The sequence below is a fragment of the Enterococcus sp. DIV1537a genome (genome assembly GCF_051712085.1).
Lineage (GTDB): Bacteria > Bacillota > Bacilli > Lactobacillales > Enterococcaceae > Enterococcus > Enterococcus faecalis.
The window spans coordinates 201,714-218,258 of record NZ_JBIOOE010000001.1 but is presented as its reverse complement, the minus strand read 5'-3'; the positions used below and the strand labels follow the sequence as shown (position 1 = coordinate 218,258).

Here is a 16,545-nt window from a genome sequence, read left to right as displayed (position 1 = left end):
AACCCAATTTCTTCAAAAAGAACGACACACCTGTCGCTTCATGAAAAAATTAGGTTTAGCTTGTCTTTAAACAATCACTATCCATCTATTTACTTATCCCTACATCCAAAGAATAACATATTTACAACAAATGTCAACGCTTTCAACAATATTTTTTTGTAATAAAAATAAAAAAAGCATACAAACACTGTTTGTATGCTTCACTATGACCCGTACGGGACTCGAACCCGTGTTACCGCCGTGAAAGGGCGGTGTCTTAACCGCTTGACCAACGGGCCATTAAAAAGAAAAAACGGAGAAGGAGGGATTTGAACCCTCGCGCCGGTTTCCCGACCTACACCCTTAGCAGGGGCGCCTCTTCAGCCACTTGAGTACTTCCCCAAGAAATAAATGGGCCTAAATGGACTCGAACCATCGACCTCACGCTTATCAGGCGTGCGCTCTAACCAGCTGAGCTATAGGCCCCAAATAAGAAAAAAGCGGGTGACGAGAATCGAACTCGCGACAACAGCTTGGAAGGCTGTGGTTTTACCACTAAACTACACCCGCAAATTTTTCTTGGATGGCGCGGGACAGAATCGAACTGCCGACACATGGAGCTTCAATCCATTGCTCTACCAACTGAGCTACCGAGCCAAAAACGGTCTGGACGGGACTCGAACCCGCGACCTCCTGCGTGACAGGCAGGCATTCTAACCAGCTGAACTACCAAACCAATTCGTTTTTGCTTTATACAAATGTATGCTTTAAAAAATAAAAGCAATTGCGGGGGCAGGATTTGAACCTACGACCTTCGGGTTATGAGCCCGACGAGCTACCTGACTGCTCCACCCCGCGATAATTAGACCAAGGAAACTTAATTCCTAAGAAAGGAGGATAAGGGATTCGAACCCTTGCACGGTTTTACCCGCCTGACGGTTTTCAAGACCGTTCCCTTCAGCCGGACTTGGGTAATCCTCCGTAACAAAACTATGACCCGTACGGGACTCGAACCCGTGTTACCGCCGTGAAAGGGCGGTGTCTTAACCGCTTGACCAACGGGCCATTTTATAAAATTATGGGCCTAAATGGACTCGAACCATCGACCTCACGCTTATCAGGCGTGCGCTCTAACCAGCTGAGCTATAGGCCCAAAAAGAAAAGCGGGTGACGAGAATCGAACTCGCGACAACAGCTTGGAAGGCTGTGGTTTTACCACTAAACTACACCCGCATGGCGGTCTGGACGGGACTCGAACCCGCGACCTCCTGCGTGACAGGCAGGCATTCTAACCAGCTGAACTACCAAACCATACTTTTCTTTTTATGTGCTTTTGAAATCAAAAGCAATTGCGGGGGCAGGATTTGAACCTACGACCTTCGGGTTATGAGCCCGACGAGCTACCTGACTGCTCCACCCCGCGATAATTAGACCAAGGAAATTTAATTCCTAAGAAAGGAGGATAAGGGATTCGAACCCTTGCACGGTTTTACCCGCCTGACGGTTTTCAAGACCGTTCCCTTCAGCCGGACTTGGGTAATCCTCCATGATAAAAATAAAACTATAAACAACGTCACAATGGACCTTGTAGGACTCGAACCTACGACCGGACGGTTATGAGCCGTCTGCTCTAACCAACTGAGCTAAAGGTCCAGGCTCTTCCAAATGTATAATCGCGGCGGAGGGGATCGAACCCCCGACCTCCCGGGTATGAACCGGACGCTCTAGCCAGCTGAGCTACACCGCGAAACTCTTATATTAAAATAAGAATGGAGCCTAGCGGGATCGAACCGCTGACCTCCTGCGTGCAAAGCAGGCGCTCTCCCAGCTGAGCTAAGGCCCCATGAAAATTATTATCGGGAAGACAGGATTCGAACCTGCGACCCCTTGGTCCCAAACCAAGTGCTCTACCAAGCTGAGCTACTTCCCGTATATAACTAATGCACCCAAAGGGAGTCGAACCCCTAACCTTTTGATTCGTAGTCAAACACTCTATCCAGTTGAGCTATGGGTGCTAAATATAAAACAATGCCGAGGACCGGAATCGAACCGGTACGGTGATCACTCACCGCAGGATTTTAAGTCCTGTGCGTCTGCCAGTTCCGCCACCCCGGCGTAATGAATTGGCTAAGCGGAAAACGGGGTTCGAACCCGCGACCCCCACCTTGGCAAGGTGGTGCTCTACCACTGAGCTATTTCCGCAAAATGGTGCCGGCTAAAGGACTTGAACCCTCGACCCTCTGATTACAAATCAGATGCTCTACCAACTGAGCTAAGCCGGCTAAATATGCGGGTGAAGGGACTTGAACCCCCACGCCTTGCGGCGCTAGATCCTAAATCTAGTGCGTCTGCCAATTCCGCCACACCCGCAAATGAAATATGAATATGAGCCGTACAGGGCTCGAACCTGTGACCCTCTGATTAAAAGTCAGATGCTCTACCAACTGAGCTAACGGCTCAAAAAATGGAGGTTAACGGGATCGAACCGCTGACCCCCTGCTTGTAAGGCAGGTGCTCTCCCAGCTGAGCTAAACCTCCAAAAACAACAATTCGCGTGGCGACGTCCTACTCTCACAAAGGGAAACCCTTCACTACAATCGGCGCTAAGAAGCTTAACTTCTGTGTTCGGCATGGGAACAGGTGTATCCTTCTCGCTATCGCCACCACACTGGGTGTTGTTTCTTATTGAGTTGAATCTTCATTCACTCAAAACTGGATTGAAGTTTGAATCAAAATAACCAAGTTGCTTTTACTTATCCATTCTTTGGTTAAGTCCTCGACCGATTAGTATTGGTCCGCTCCAACTATCACTAGCCTTCCACTTCCAACCTATCTACCTGATCATCTCTCAGGGGTCTTACTTTCTTAAAGAAATGGGAAATCTCATCTTGAGGTGGGCTTCACACTTAGATGCTTTCAGCGTTTATCCCTTCCCTACATAGCTACCCAGCAATGCCCTTGGCAGAACAACTGGTACACCAGCGGTAAGTCCATCCCGGTCCTCTCGTACTAAGGACAGCTCCTCTCAAATTTCCAACGCCCGCGACGGATAGGGACCGAACTGTCTCACGACGTTCTGAACCCAGCTCGCGTGCCGCTTTAATGGGCGAACAGCCCAACCCTTGGGACCGACTACAGCCCCAGGATGCGACGAGCCGACATCGAGGTGCCAAACCTCCCCGTCGATGTGGACTCTTGGGGGAGATAAGCCTGTTATCCCCAGGGTAGCTTTTATCCGTTGAGCGATGGCCCTTCCATGCGGAACCACCGGATCACTAAGCCCGACTTTCGTCCCTGCTCGACTTGTAGGTCTCGCAGTCAAGCTCCCTTCTGCCTTTACACTCTTCGAATGATTTCCAACCATTCTGAGGGAACCTTTGGGCGCCTCCGTTACCTTTTAGGAGGCGACCGCCCCAGTCAAACTGCCCATCTGACACTGTCTCCCACCACGATTAGTGGTGCGGGTTAGAGGGTTCATAACACAAGGGTAGTATCCCACCAGCGCCTCCTCCGAAACTAGCGTTCCGATCTCATCGGCTCCTACCTATCCTGTACATGTGGTACAAACACTCAATATCAAACTACAGTAAAGCTCCATGGGGTCTTTCCGTCCTGTCGCGGGTAACCTGCATCTTCACAGGTACTAAAATTTCACCGAGTCTCTCGTTGAGACAGTGCCCAAATCGTTACGCCTTTCGTGCGGGTCGGAACTTACCCGACAAGGAATTTCGCTACCTTAGGACCGTTATAGTTACGGCCGCCGTTTACTGGGGCTTCAATTCTGAGCTTCGCCGAAGCTAACCCATCCTCTTAACCTTCCAGCACCGGGCAGGCGTCAGCCCCTATACTTCATCTTACGATTTTGCAGAGACCTGTGTTTTTGATAAACAGTCGCTTGGGCCTATTCACTGCGGCTGACGGTCGTCAGCACCCCTTCTCCCGAAGTTACGGGGTCATTTTGCCGAGTTCCTTAACGAGAGTTCGCTCGCTCACCTTAGGATACTCTCCTCGACTACCTGTGTCGGTTTACGGTACGGGCAGTTGTTTTCTCACTAGAAGCTTTTCTTGGCAGTGTGACATCAGGAACTTCGCTACTATTATTTCGCTCCCCGTCACAACTTGTCCTTAAAGAGTAAAGCATTTAACTCTACTCAAGACTCATTGCTTGGACATGCACTTCCAATCGCATGCATTCCTTAGCCTACTGCGTCCCTCCATTGCTCAAACAAAAACAACTGGTACAGGAATATCAACCTGTTGTCCATCGCCTACGCCTATCGGCCTCGGCTTAGGTCCCGACTAACCCTGGGCGGACGAGCCTTCCCCAGGAAACCTTAGTCATACGGTGGACAGGATTCTCACCTGTCTTTCGCTACTCATACCGGCATTCTCACTTCTAAGCGCTCCAGCCGTCCTCACGATCGACCTTCAACGCCCTTAGAACGCTCTCCTACCACTACACCTAATGGTGTAGTCCACAGCTTCGGTAATATGTTTAGCCCCGGTACATTTTCGGCGCAGGGTCACTCGACTAGTGAGCTATTACGCACTCTTTAAATGGTGGCTGCTTCTAAGCCAACATCCTAGTTGTCTGTGCAACCCCACATCCTTTTCCACTTAACATATATTTTGGGACCTTAGCTGGTGGTCTGGGCTGTTTCCCTTTCGACTACGGATCTTATCACTCGCAGTCTGACTCCCGGATATAAATGAATGGCATTCGGAGTTTATCTGAATTCGGTAACCCGAGATGGGCCCCTAGTCCAAACAGTGCTCTACCTCCATCATTCTCAATTCCGAGGCTAGCCCTAAAGCTATTTCGGAGAGAACCAGCTATCTCCAAGTTCGTTTGGAATTTCTCCGCTACCCACACCTCATCCCCGCACTTTTCAACGTACGTGGGTTCGGTCCTCCAGTGCGTTTTACCGCACCTTCAACCTGGACATGGGTAGATCACATGGTTTCGGGTCTACGACTACATACTCATTCGCCCTATTCAGACTCGCTTTCGCTGCGGCTCCGTCTCTTCGACTTAACCTCGCATGCAATCGTAACTCGCCGGTTCATTCTACAAAAGGCACGCCATCACTCATTAACGAGCTTTGACTTGTTGTAGGCACACGGTTTCAGGATCTATTTCACTCCCCTTCCGGGGTGCTTTTCACCTTTCCCTCACGGTACTGGTTCACTATCGGTCACTAGGGAGTATTTAGCCTTGCGGGATGGTCCCCGCGGATTCCGACGGAATTTCTCGTGTTCCGCCGTACTCAGGATCCTCCTAGGTGTTGTCAGCATTTCGTCTACGGGGCTTTCACCCTCTTTAGCGGAATTTTCCAAATCCTTCAACTATACTAACAGACTACCATATTGGAGTCCTACAACCCCAACAAGCAAGCTTGTTGGTTTGGGCTCTTCCCGTTTCGCTCGCCGCTACTCAGGGAATCGAATTTTCTTTCTCTTCCTGCAGGTACTAAGATGTTTCAGTTCTCTGCGTCTACCTCTAATCAGCTATGTATTCACTGAAAAGTAATATCCTATAAAAGATATTGGGTTCCCCCATTCGGAAATCTCTGGATCATAGCTTACTTACAGCTCCCCAAAGCATATCGGTGTTAGTCCCGTCCTTCATCGGCTCCTAGTGCCAAGGCATCCACCGTGCGCCCTTATTCACTTAACCTTATCAACCTTACGGTTGGGTCTTGATCACTTCTTCTAGCGATAGAAGGTTAATCAATAAATAAGCAATTGAACTTATTAAAAAACTCATTCAACGCGGTGTTCTCGGTTTGTTTTGATTTTTTTTACTTCAATATCCAGTTTTCAATGAACGAATGTTTTGAGAGTAGACCTCTCAAAACTGAACAAAGTAAAGACGAAATGTGTATTTCCGTAATATTCCTTAGAAAGGAGGTGATCCAGCCGCACCTTCCGATACGGCTACCTTGTTACGACTTCACCCCAATCATCTATCCCACCTTAGGCGGCTGGCTCCAAAAAGGTTACCTCACCGACTTCGGGTGTTACAAACTCTCGTGGTGTGACGGGCGGTGTGTACAAGGCCCGGGAACGTATTCACCGCGGCGTGCTGATCCGCGATTACTAGCGATTCCGGCTTCATGCAGGCGAGTTGCAGCCTGCAATCCGAACTGAGAGAAGCTTTAAGAGATTTGCATGACCTCGCGGTCTAGCGACTCGTTGTACTTCCCATTGTAGCACGTGTGTAGCCCAGGTCATAAGGGGCATGATGATTTGACGTCATCCCCACCTTCCTCCGGTTTGTCACCGGCAGTCTCGCTAGAGTGCCCAACTAAATGATGGCAACTAACAATAAGGGTTGCGCTCGTTGCGGGACTTAACCCAACATCTCACGACACGAGCTGACGACAACCATGCACCACCTGTCACTTTGTCCCCGAAGGGAAAGCTCTATCTCTAGAGTGGTCAAAGGATGTCAAGACCTGGTAAGGTTCTTCGCGTTGCTTCGAATTAAACCACATGCTCCACCGCTTGTGCGGGCCCCCGTCAATTCCTTTGAGTTTCAACCTTGCGGTCGTACTCCCCAGGCGGAGTGCTTAATGCGTTTGCTGCAGCACTGAAGGGCGGAAACCCTCCAACACTTAGCACTCATCGTTTACGGCGTGGACTACCAGGGTATCTAATCCTGTTTGCTCCCCACGCTTTCGAGCCTCAGCGTCAGTTACAGACCAGAGAGCCGCCTTCGCCACTGGTGTTCCTCCATATATCTACGCATTTCACCGCTACACATGGAATTCCACTCTCCTCTTCTGCACTCAAGTCTCCCAGTTTCCAATGACCCTCCCCGGTTGAGCCGGGGGCTTTCACATCAGACTTAAGAAACCGCCTGCGCTCGCTTTACGCCCAATAAATCCGGACAACGCTTGCCACCTACGTATTACCGCGGCTGCTGGCACGTAGTTAGCCGTGGCTTTCTGGTTAGATACCGTCAGGGGACGTTCAGTTACTAACGTCCTTGTTCTTCTCTAACAACAGAGTTTTACGATCCGAAAACCTTCTTCACTCACGCGGCGTTGCTCGGTCAGACTTTCGTCCATTGCCGAAGATTCCCTACTGCTGCCTCCCGTAGGAGTCTGGGCCGTGTCTCAGTCCCAGTGTGGCCGATCACCCTCTCAGGTCGGCTATGCATCGTGGCCTTGGTGAGCCGTTACCTCACCAACTAGCTAATGCACCGCGGGTCCATCCATCAGCGACACCCGAAAGCGCCTTTCACTCTTATGCCATGCGGCATAAACTGTTATGCGGTATTAGCACCTGTTTCCAAGTGTTATCCCCCTCTGATGGGTAGGTTACCCACGTGTTACTCACCCGTCCGCCACTCCTCTTTCCAATTGAGTGCAAGCACTCGGGAGGAAAGAAGCGTTCGACTTGCATGTATTAGGCACGCCGCCAGCGTTCGTCCTGAGCCAGGATCAAACTCTCATAATAAAAGTTAGAACAATCTTGCGATTGTTAAGCTCAATTTGTTTGCTAGCATATTGCTTGCTTGTTAAAAATGTTTGTTGTCTTGAATTGAATCAAGACGCCCTACACATTTGGTTCGTCTATTCTTTGTTCAGTTTTCAAAGGTCTACGTTACCTCGCAGCAACTTTTATATCATAACAAACTTTCGTTTGAATGTCAAGAACTTTTTTTAAAAAAGTTCTTTAAGTTGTTTCGCTCGGTTGTTGTTGCCTGTTGTGACAACTTCTATATCTTATCATCTCGCTTGTTATTTGTCAACAACTTTTTTTGTTGTTTTTTCAAACTTTTTTCGAGAGATTTGAAATCAAGAATTGTTATTTAATTGTTGATTTCTGAATCGCTCAGCTGTGTAACTCGCCTTGCGACATGTAATAATATACCAAGATTTCAAGCATTGGTCAATCATTATTTTCACTTTTTTTAAACTTTTTTTAAATACCGATTATTCTTTCTTATCCGATTAGATAAAGTTCGTTTTTTTATCAGATTACCCATTCTTTTTATTACCCATCTTCGATTTTTTTAGAAAAAAAGAATTGGTTTCAATTGTTTTTCTATTCTTTTTTTATTTAATTTTTTGCGAATACAAAAAAAAGATGCCCTTAAGGCATCTTTTTTTATCTCATTGTTGGGAATAGCAAGACATCACGAATTGATTGTGCATCAGTTAATAACATAACTAGTCGATCAATCCCAATACCTAATCCTCCGGTTGGTGGTAAGCCATATTCTAAGGCTTCGATGAAATCTTCATCTACTCCGTGTGCTTCATCATTTCCTTGTTCCCGTTCTTTTTCTTGTTCTTCAAAACGTTCACGTTGGTCAATTGGATCATTTAATTCTGTAAATGCATTAGCAAACTCTTTTCCGATAATAAACAGTTCAAAGCGGTCAGTGAAACGACCATCTTCTGGATTTTTCTTCGCTAATGGTGAAACAGCGACTGGGTGACCATAAATAAATGTTGGTTGTTGCAACGTATCTTCTACAAATGTTTCGAAAAATTCATTAATGATATGACCGACTGTCATGGCATCTGTAATTACGACATTATGTTCTTTAGCCAACGCACGGGCTTCTTCTATCGTCATCTCTTGCCAAAAATCTACGCCCGTTTGTTCTTTGACCGCATCTACCATGTGTAGACGTTTGAAAGGACTTCCTAAGTCAACCGCTTGACCATCGTACGTGATATCAGTAGTTCCTAAGACTTTTTCCGCAGCATTACGAATAATTCCCTCTGTTAAATCCATCACATCTTGATAATCAGTATAAGCGGTATAAGCTTCTAGCATTGTAAATTCTGGGTTATGAGTGGTATCGATTCCTTCATTACGGAAGACACGACCAATTTCATATACTTTTTCCATGCCACCGACAATTAAACGTTTTAAATGTAACTCTAGGGCAATGCGTAAGTATAAGTCCATATCTAATGCATTATGGTGTGTGATAAATGGACGAGCAGCAGCTCCTCCTGCTTCGTTATGCAAGACAGGCGTTTCTACTTCGACATAGCCATTGCCATCTAGATAACGACGGATTTCGCTAATAATTTGACTGCGTTTCATGAAACGATCAAAGCTTTCTTTGTTACTGATTAAATCCAAATAGCGTTGACGATAACGTTGTTCCACATTCGTTAATCCATGGTATTTATCTGGCAATGGACGCAAAGCTTTAGTTAATAACGTAATTGTTTGAGCTTTAACAGTAACTTCCCCCGTATTGGTTTTCATTACTTGACCTGTCACACCAAAGAAGTCGCCTAAGTCAGCATGTTTAAATAGTTCATAGGCTTCGTCTCCAACTTGGTCCTTCCGAACATAAATTTGAATTTGGCCTTCACGGTCTTGCAAATGGGCGAAACCAGCTTTTCCTTTACCACGTTTTGTCATCATACGTCCAGCAACGCTGACTTCTGTATTCATTTCACTAAGTTCTTCTTTTGTATGATTATCATATTGTTCATGAAGTTCTGCTGAATTATGAGTGCGATCGAAACGTTTACCGAAAGGATCAATCCCTTCTTCACGTAAAGCTTCCATTTTTTCGCGGCGCACGAGCATTTGATCATTTAAATCCTCTAAATGCGCTTGTTGTTCTTCTGCCACTGTTGTTCCTCCATTCTTGATTTTAACCTATCCTAATAATGCCACAGTAATTCGAAAAAAAGCAAGCCGAATTTTACTTTCGGCTTGAATTTTTTATTCTTCTATAGTAGTTACAGCAACTTTGGAAATCTTCTCTACAAAGGCATCAAGTAAATCGACAACTGCTTGTTGTGTTTCAACTTGGTTAATCGCAACTTTGACTTTGGCCGCTCGCGAGATTCCTTTTAGATAGTAAGAAGCATGTTGGCGAAACTCACGGACCGCAATTTTTTCACCTTTTAAATCCACTAATCGTTGTAAATGAACTTTTGCAATATTGATTTTTTCAGCTGGTGAAGGCTCAGGCATCAATTCGCCCGTTTCCAAGTATTCTTTCGTCCGTTGAATCATCCAAGGATTGCCCAAAGCAGCCCGACCAATCATCACACCATCCGCTCCAACATATTCTAACATGCGTTTAGCATCTTCAGGCGTTTTGACATCGCCATTTCCCATAAAAGGAATGCTTAAATGCTTTTTCACTTCCTTTAAAACGTCCCAGTTGGCTGTCCCTTCGTACATTTGGACACGCGTCCGACCATGCATAGCAATTGCCGAAGCCCCTGCTTGTTCGGCAGCCAAAGCGTTGTCTACAGCATATAGATGATCTTCATCCCAGCCTGTTCGCATTTTTACAGTGACAGGCAAAGAAACTGCCGAAGAGACTGCGTGAACCATCTCATGCACTTTATTCGGATCCAGCAACCATTTCGCACCAGCTTCAGCTTTAATTATTTTATTGACAGGGCAACCCATGTTAATATCAATAATCGCCGCTTGCGTATTTTCTTCCACAAACTTAGCAGCTTCCACTAATGTTTCTTTATCTCCACCAAAAATTTGTACACTTAAAGGATATTCTCGCTCATCAATATATAGCATTTCTAAGGTTTTTTTGTTTCTTAATTTAATTCCTTTGTCACTAATCATTTCACAAACGACTAATCCTGCGCCAAATTCTTTTACAGTCACACGAAAAGCGGCGTTACTAATACCCGCCATCGGAGCTACGACAACACGGTTGGGGATTTCAACGTCTCCAATTTTCCACATAGTCTTTCCTCCTACTTTTGTTTCGTATTGCGAATCGCTTCATCGCGAAGTTCAATTAATTCTTCTTCACTATAGTGATATTTATTGTTACAGAATTGACAAACTGCTTCCGCTCCATGATCTTCATCAATCATCGCATTTAATTCATCGATCCCAACGGCAATCAAAGCGGTCGCAAATTTTTCTTTGGAACAGTCACATTTAAATTGTACAGGAATTTTTTCTAAAATTTCTACTTCGTCTTCTCCCAATAAGCGATACAAGACTTGTTCAGGTGTTTCTCCATTTTCTAGTAATTGTGAAATTGGGGGCACTTCCGCTAGACGCTGTTCAATAAAATCAATGGTACTTTCATCGGCACCTGGCATTACTTGAATCATAAAACCACCGGCTGCTTTTACCGATTCATCCGTGTCCACCAATACACCTAAACCGATAGCTGAAGGAACTTGTTCAGAGACCGCCATAAAATATGTAAAGTCTTCACCGATTTCACCAGAAACAATAGGTGTTTGTCCAGAAAAGGTTTCTTTTAATCCTAAATCTTTAATGACTGTGAAAATTCCTTCGTTACCGACAGCGCCACGTACATCAATTTTACCTGTTGCATTCAACTTTAAGCTGACATGTGGATTTTTAATGTAGCCTTTTGTTTCTCCACGGCCATTACTATCGACAATAATAGCGCCAGCTGGGCCATTTCCTTGTACTTTTACAGTTAATTTATCGTCACCTTTTAAAGTCGCTCCTAGTAAAAGGGCTCCAATCAATGTGCGCCCTAACGCTGCAGTAGAAGAACTCCATGTATCATGTCTTCTTTGCGCTTCGCTAACAGTTTCAGTGGCACTGATGGCATATGCTCGTATTGAACCTTTATAACAAAGGGCTTTTACTAAATAATCTTCCATTCTTTTTCCTCTTCTCTTGGTGCTTTTTTGTCCATTAGTCAGATAATACTAGGAATCAGGTGTTTTTTCAACCAAATAATCTTCCTTCTATAGAATATCTTAATATTATAGAAGGTGCAGTATTCGTCATCTCGACAAATACTGCACCTTCTACTAATTGGTTATTTATAACGATCTTCGTAGTTATTGCGATCATATTCAGAATTGGAATCTGAATCTTTTTTCTCTTCAGATTGGACTTCTTTTTCTGTTTGTTCGCTTTCTACTTTGACTTCTTCTGCTTCATCATGTAATTCTTTTTTCGCTTCTTCAAAGTCTTGCTTTTCTTCAACTTGTTTTTGCGCTTCTTTTTCTTCTAAAGCACGTTTTGCTTCTTCGAATGTTTGCGCTTCTTTTTCACTAGGATAGTCGCTGTCAGCACCTTCAGGCATTTTACCTGTTTCAAATAATGATTTGATTGCTTTTGCATCTAATGTTTCATATTCTAATAGTTTTTCAGCGATTAGTTTATGTTGTTCACGGTGCGCTTCGATAATTTCATGCGCTTTCGTATGAGCATCCATTAAGATACGACGAACTTCCTGATCGATTTCAAACGCCACTTGTTCTGAGTAAGCTTTTGTTTGACCATAATCACGACCGACAAAGACTTGATGGTTTCCTTCATATTGAACAGGTCCTAATTTGTCACTCATTCCATATTCCGTTACCATGCTACGGGCAATCCCTGTTGCTTGTTCAAAGTCATTTGAAGCCCCTGTTGATTGAACGCCAAAGATAATTTCTTCTGCTGTACGTCCACCAAGTAAGCCAACGATTTGTTCAAACATATCTTCTTTAGTCATTAAGAATTGATCTTCTTTTGGTAAAGCAATCATATAACCGCCTGCGCGACCACGAGGGATAATTGTTACTTTGTGGACAACACGAGCACGGCTTAAGACTAAACCAACAATTGTGTGTCCTGCTTCATGGTAAGCCACCATTTCGCGTTCTTTTTTATTAATCACACGATCTTTTTTAGCTGGACCAGCAATTACGCGGTCTTCGGCTTCATCCACATCAGAAGCATCAATTTTTTTCTTGTTACGACGAGCGGCAACTAAGGCTGCTTCGTTTAAGACATTTTCTAAATCAGCACCAGCAAAACCTGGTGTTTGTTGTGCAACAACTTTCAAATCAACGTCATCAGCTAACGGTTTGTTTTTCGCATGAACACGTAAAATCGCTTCACGACCTTTGACATCTGGACGTCCTACCAAGATTTGGCGGTCAAAACGACCTGGACGTAACAACGCTGGGTCTAACACGTCTGAACGGTTCGTTGCAGCAATTACGATAACTCCTTCATTGCCATCAAAACCATCCATCTCAACTAATAATTGGTTAAGGGTTTGTTCACGTTCGTCGTGTCCGCCACCCATACCAGCACCACGTTGACGACCAACTGCATCGATTTCATCGATAAAGATAATCGCAGGCGCGTTTTTCTTCGCTGTTTCAAATAAATCCCGGACACGGCTAGCACCGACCCCGACAAACATTTCAACGAAATCTGAACCTGAGATTGAGTAAAATGGCACACCTGCTTCACCTGCTACGGCTTTAGCAAGTAACGTTTTACCAGTCCCTGGAGGTCCTTCTAATAGTACGCCCGCAGGAATCCGTGCGCCTAATTCAGCGAAACGACGTGGATCTTTTAAGAATTCCACTACTTCAACTAATTCTTGTTTTTCTTCTTCCGCACCAGCTACATCTGAGAAGCGGACACGGTTAGCTTTTTTATCGGCTTCTTTGGCTTTTGATTTACCGAAGTTCATCACACGGCCACCGCCGCCACCGCCACCGCCTTGTTGGCTCATCATCATGTAGAAGAAGAAGAAAATAATCACTAATGGTAAGAAACTAAACAACAGTGACAACCAAGCACCACTTGTTGATTGTTCTTTGACAACTAGCTTCACCTTGTTATTTTGTGCCGCATCTTGAATGCCAGCTAAGGTTGTATCACTAGGTAAAACGGTTGTTGTGAAGCCTTTTGACGATGCTTGCGTTGAGCCCCACAATGACAGACCACCTGTGTCTTTCACTTCTTGTTTTTCTTTATACTGACCTTCAATTCGGTAAACCCCATTGGTTGGTTGAATGGTCATGTCTTTGACTTTTCCGTCTTCCAATTGTTGTTGGAAGGTTGAGTAATCGATGTCTGGCGATTGTTGGTTGTTATTTCCAAAAATGAAATAGACAACCATGACCATGGCAAGTACTACTAAGACGTAGTATAAACCATTTTTCATGCCATTATTCTTTTTGTTCATGCCTGTCCTCCTTATGCTCATCATTACAATTCATGTTATTCTTTTATCAATCCTGACCTTTACATTGTAACACAATTAATTCCTTGATAGATATTAATTTGATTCGTAAACTTCAGGTTTTAAAACGCCAATATAAGGCAAGTTGCGGTACGTTTCTGCATAGTCTAATCCGTAACCAACCACAAACTCATTGGGCACATCAAACCCTACGTAGTCAGCTTTAATGTCTACTACACGGCCTTCTGGTTTATCTAATAAGGTAACAATTTTCACAGATGCAGCTTTACGGTATCTAAACAAATCTACTAAATACGCTAATGTACGACCACTATCGATGATATCTTCTACGATTAAAATATGTCTACCTTCGACATTTGTGTCTAAGTCTTTGACAATTTTTACTTCGCCTGAAGAAACTGTCGCGTTGCCGTAACTAGATACATCCATAAAGTCCAATTCTAAATAAGTATTGATTTCACGAGTCAAATCAGCCATAAATGGTACTGCACCTTTTAAAATACCGACCACTAAAGGATTTTTCCCTTGATATTCTTCTGTCAGTTGCTTGCCAAGCTCTGCAGACTTCGCAAGAATTTCTTCTTTGGAGATTAGGACTTTCTCAATATCTTTTTCTATCATAGTGCGCTCCTTTCAGCATTACTCCTTTGTCTTAAAAAGGAGTCTGTAGTGTATTTTATCAGTTTCTAAAGGAATACTCAAATAGGAATTTGCAAATTTTGGTACCCAAATGATTTCCTCTTGCTCATCCGTAATGACCCAAGCACTCTCTCTCGCTTCATTTGGCACTTTTTGATCAATAAAAACTCTGCTTAATTTTTTCGTAAACCCTGGTTTTAATGTAATCCGATCACCACTTTGGCGATGACGAACGGTCAAAGGTGTGGCTGTGGTCAACGGGATTGCCAACAACTGGCCCGCCCATTGATTAATCTCTTCAGGAAGAGGAAACGGTTTGTCTGTCGCAATTAATCCTAGCCACTCGGTTTCCGATAAATAAATCCCCGCACCAGGTACTAATAAATGTGTAACTTCTTCTCGCAGTGCAGCCTGTTTTTGTTCTAAGCATAGCCAATCATAACTTTTAGCTAGTTGCCATTGCTGTTCTAACATAACCGAGCCTTGCGGTTGCCGTTCATCATTCAAAACTTTTAAAATTTGTGTCATCTGGCGTTGGTTTAACGAAACCCCTAATGGCACTAATGTTTTTTGGAAAAACGCGGTTAAAAAGAAGTGCTGGTACGCAGGCGTTTCTTTTAATAACCTCTTCAAAGGAATGCGCCAGCCTTGTTTGGTTGGTTCTACGGCTTCAGATAATTGAGGCTCAATTTGTTCCTGAATAAATTCTTGGGCAAAACGTTGTTCATTACTAAAAGAAGCAATCTGATCTAAGAATTGCGGATTTTCCTGCTTTAATAGCGGCAAAACCTGATTACGGAGTCGATTTCTCAAATATTCATTGGTTTGGTTCGTTTCGTCCTCAAAATAAACGAATGCTTGTCGCTGTGCAAATTGATACAATTCTTCTTTTGGATAAATAAGTAACGGACGAATCAATTCCCCTGTCGCAAAAGGACGTCTCTCTTTAATGCCCGCGGAATGGGAAAAATTAGTTCCTCGAATCAGTTTCATTAAAATCGTTTCCGCTTGATCGTCTAGATGATGTGCCGTCATTAAGACCGCCGCACCTTCAATTTCCATGACTTCTTTAAAAAATTCATAACGAAATGTGCGCGCTTTTGCTTCTAAATTCCGTTGCTTTTCAGGGTCTTCCCAACGCGTTTCATAATACGTTAGCTCTCGCTGCTGACAATAGGTAGCGAGATATTGCGCTTCCTGTGCCGACGCTTCTCGCAATTGATGATTGACGTGTGCAACAACCAATTGTAATTGTTCTTTTTCTGCCACCTGTTCCATTAACGTCAAAAGGGCCATGGAATCTACACCACCAGAAACAGCGACCACGATTGTTTGATGCGGTTGCCAAAATCCTTGTTCTTTTCCTCGTTTATAAAACTGCCAAAACATTGTTCGCCCTTCTTTCTTCCTTAGAATAAAAGAGGAACCGAGAAATAACCCATTCGTTATCCCCAGTCCCCCTATTGTTTGTGCTTAGCCGCGACGTCCGCCACGTCCGCCACGTTTGCCTTCAGTATTACGTTTTAATGAAGATAAACGGTCATCACTATCTTTCAAGAAAGAGCTCATCAATGAGTCAAAATCTTGTTTATTGTTATTGTTATTTGCTTGTGGTTTATTGAAAGGCTTTTTGCCCCCTGCGCGTGGATTACGGTCACGATTCTCATAATTGTTTTCACGACGTTGAAATTCACGTTTTGGTTGTTGCCCTTCTGCTGGCTCTTGAGCTTTACGGATCGATAAGCCAATTTTGCCGTCGTCACCAACTGAGGTTACTTTCACTGTTACTTCGTCACCTACTGTTAATACATCATGAATATCTTTAACGAATCCATTAGACACTTCACTGATGTGTACTAACCCAGTTTTTCCTTCTCCTAAATCAATAAATGCACCAAAGTTAGTAATCCCTGACACTTTTCCTGGCAATTTAGCTCCTACTTCGATTGACATAAAAAAATTGTTCCTCCTATTTT

Annotated in this window: 7 protein-coding genes, 25 tRNA genes and 3 rRNA genes; all 35 read right to left on the bottom strand. The window is 44.2% G+C overall.

The genetic code is table 11. From position 1 onward, the window contains the following. Window positions 1-206: 206 nt before the first annotated feature. The 35 genes from IGJ41_RS01170 to IGJ41_RS01000 all read right to left on the bottom strand — a co-directional run bounded on the left by IGJ41_RS01170 (window position 207) and on the right by IGJ41_RS01000 (window position 16,522). A tRNA-Glu gene (locus IGJ41_RS01170) sits at window positions 207-278 on the bottom strand. Window positions 279-293: 15 nt separating this feature from the next. Further along, window positions 294-381, bottom strand: a tRNA-Ser gene (locus IGJ41_RS01165). Between the two features lie 10 nt (window positions 382-391). Then, a tRNA-Ile gene (locus IGJ41_RS01160) sits at window positions 392-465 on the bottom strand. Window positions 466-478: 13 nt separating this feature from the next. Further along, window positions 479-549: transfer RNA gene (locus IGJ41_RS01155), tRNA-Gly, on the bottom strand. A 14-nt stretch (window positions 550-563) separates the two neighbouring features. Beyond that, window positions 564-636, bottom strand: a tRNA-Phe gene (locus IGJ41_RS01150). A gap of 5 nt (window positions 637-641) precedes the next feature. Next, window positions 642-715: transfer RNA gene (locus IGJ41_RS01145), tRNA-Asp, on the bottom strand. Between the two features lie 48 nt (window positions 716-763). After that, window positions 764-837 (bottom strand) — tRNA-Met (locus tag IGJ41_RS01140). Window positions 838-870: 33 nt separating this feature from the next. Continuing rightward, a tRNA-Ser gene (locus IGJ41_RS01135) sits at window positions 871-960 on the bottom strand. Between the two features lie 12 nt (window positions 961-972). Further along, window positions 973-1,044, bottom strand: a tRNA-Glu gene (locus IGJ41_RS01130). Between the two features lie 14 nt (window positions 1,045-1,058). Further along, window positions 1,059-1,132, bottom strand: a tRNA-Ile gene (locus IGJ41_RS01125). A 9-nt stretch (window positions 1,133-1,141) separates the two neighbouring features. Next, window positions 1,142-1,212, bottom strand: a tRNA-Gly gene (locus IGJ41_RS01120). 1 nt (window position 1,213) lies between these two features. Further along, window positions 1,214-1,290, bottom strand: a tRNA-Asp gene (locus IGJ41_RS01115). Between the two features lie 38 nt (window positions 1,291-1,328). Then, window positions 1,329-1,402: transfer RNA gene (locus IGJ41_RS01110), tRNA-Met, on the bottom strand. Between the two features lie 33 nt (window positions 1,403-1,435). Then, window positions 1,436-1,525 (bottom strand) — tRNA-Ser (locus IGJ41_RS01105). Window positions 1,526-1,558: 33 nt separating this feature from the next. After that, window positions 1,559-1,632: transfer RNA gene (locus IGJ41_RS01100), tRNA-Ile, on the bottom strand. Window positions 1,633-1,652: 20 nt separating this feature from the next. Further along, window positions 1,653-1,726: transfer RNA gene (locus tag IGJ41_RS01095), tRNA-Met, on the bottom strand. A 23-nt stretch (window positions 1,727-1,749) separates the two neighbouring features. After that, window positions 1,750-1,822 (bottom strand) — tRNA-Ala (locus IGJ41_RS01090). Between the two features lie 13 nt (window positions 1,823-1,835). Further along, a tRNA-Pro gene (locus IGJ41_RS01085) sits at window positions 1,836-1,909 on the bottom strand. An 11-nt stretch (window positions 1,910-1,920) separates the two neighbouring features. Continuing rightward, window positions 1,921-1,994, bottom strand: a tRNA-Arg gene (locus IGJ41_RS01080). Window positions 1,995-2,008: 14 nt separating this feature from the next. Then, a tRNA-Leu gene (locus IGJ41_RS01075) sits at window positions 2,009-2,094 on the bottom strand. Between the two features lie 15 nt (window positions 2,095-2,109). Continuing rightward, a tRNA-Gly gene (locus IGJ41_RS01070) sits at window positions 2,110-2,181 on the bottom strand. 4 nt (window positions 2,182-2,185) lie between these two features. Next, window positions 2,186-2,261 (bottom strand) — tRNA-Thr (locus IGJ41_RS01065). A 6-nt stretch (window positions 2,262-2,267) separates the two neighbouring features. After that, window positions 2,268-2,349, bottom strand: a tRNA-Leu gene (locus IGJ41_RS01060). A gap of 16 nt (window positions 2,350-2,365) precedes the next feature. After that, window positions 2,366-2,438: transfer RNA gene (locus tag IGJ41_RS01055), tRNA-Lys, on the bottom strand. Window positions 2,439-2,444: 6 nt separating this feature from the next. Then, window positions 2,445-2,517, bottom strand: a tRNA-Val gene (locus IGJ41_RS01050). Between the two features lie 14 nt (window positions 2,518-2,531). Then, window positions 2,532-2,647: ribosomal RNA gene (gene rrf, locus IGJ41_RS01045) — 5S ribosomal RNA — on the bottom strand. Between the two features lie 96 nt (window positions 2,648-2,743). Continuing rightward, window positions 2,744-5,656, bottom strand: a 23S ribosomal RNA gene (locus IGJ41_RS01040). Between the two features lie 226 nt (window positions 5,657-5,882). After that, window positions 5,883-7,443: ribosomal RNA gene (locus IGJ41_RS01035) — 16S ribosomal RNA — on the bottom strand. The 16S, 23S and 5S rRNA genes sit together here with 25 tRNA genes alongside, the layout of an rRNA operon. 654 nt (window positions 7,444-8,097) lie before the next feature. After that, window positions 8,098-9,594 carry a lysine--tRNA ligase gene (lysS, locus tag IGJ41_RS01030; RefSeq protein ID WP_287045896.1) on the bottom strand — a complete coding sequence of 499 codons (1,497 nt, stop codon included), beginning with the start codon at window positions 9,592-9,594 and terminating at the stop codon, window positions 8,098-8,100. 93 nt (window positions 9,595-9,687) lie between these two features. Further along, window positions 9,688-10,686: a tRNA dihydrouridine synthase DusB gene (gene dusB / locus IGJ41_RS01025; protein ID WP_002396119.1), complete on the bottom strand. Its 999-nt coding sequence runs from the start codon at window positions 10,684-10,686 to the stop codon at window positions 9,688-9,690. A gap of 11 nt (window positions 10,687-10,697) precedes the next feature. Then, entirely contained in the window at window positions 10,698-11,594 is an 897-nt protein-coding gene (gene hslO, locus IGJ41_RS01020) for an Hsp33 family molecular chaperone HslO (RefSeq protein WP_016635097.1), read from the bottom strand. Between the two features lie 161 nt (window positions 11,595-11,755). Further along, the gene (ftsH, locus tag IGJ41_RS01015) at window positions 11,756-13,912 is read right to left on the bottom strand and encodes an ATP-dependent zinc metalloprotease FtsH (protein ID WP_002363441.1); all 2,157 of its coding nucleotides are present in this window, start codon (window positions 13,910-13,912) and stop codon (window positions 11,756-11,758) included. Between the two features lie 93 nt (window positions 13,913-14,005). Next, a complete protein-coding gene (gene hpt, locus IGJ41_RS01010) occupies window positions 14,006-14,551 on the bottom strand; it encodes a hypoxanthine phosphoribosyltransferase (RefSeq protein ID WP_002356260.1) in 546 nt (181 codons plus the stop codon). Between the two features lie 18 nt (window positions 14,552-14,569). Then, window positions 14,570-15,958 (bottom strand): tRNA lysidine(34) synthetase TilS, encoded by a 1,389-nt coding sequence (gene tilS, locus IGJ41_RS01005; RefSeq protein WP_002378722.1) that lies wholly within the window; start codon window positions 15,956-15,958, stop codon window positions 14,570-14,572. A gap of 84 nt (window positions 15,959-16,042) precedes the next feature. Beyond that, the gene (locus tag IGJ41_RS01000; protein WP_002356258.1) at window positions 16,043-16,522 is read right to left on the bottom strand and encodes a S1 domain-containing RNA-binding protein; all 480 of its coding nucleotides are present in this window, start codon (window positions 16,520-16,522) and stop codon (window positions 16,043-16,045) included. Window positions 16,523-16,545 lie beyond the last annotated feature (23 nt).

Coding starts and splice junctions, on each gene's coding strand:
- dusB (WP_002396119.1), bottom strand. CDS start 10,686: ATGTGGAAAATTGGAGACGTTGAAATCCCCAACCGTGTTGTCGTAGCT.
- hslO (WP_016635097.1), bottom strand. CDS start 11,594: ATGGAAGATTATTTAGTAAAAGCCCTTTGTTATAAAGGTTCAATACGA.
- ftsH (WP_002363441.1), bottom strand. CDS start 13,912: ATGAACAAAAAGAATAATGGCATGAAAAATGGTTTATACTACGTCTTA.
- hpt (WP_002356260.1), bottom strand. CDS start 14,551: ATGATAGAAAAAGATATTGAGAAAGTCCTAATCTCCAAAGAAGAAATT.
- tilS (WP_002378722.1), bottom strand. CDS start 15,958: ATGTTTTGGCAGTTTTATAAACGAGGAAAAGAACAAGGATTTTGGCAA.
- IGJ41_RS01000 (WP_002356258.1), bottom strand. CDS start 16,522: ATGTCAATCGAAGTAGGAGCTAAATTGCCAGGAAAAGTGTCAGGGATT.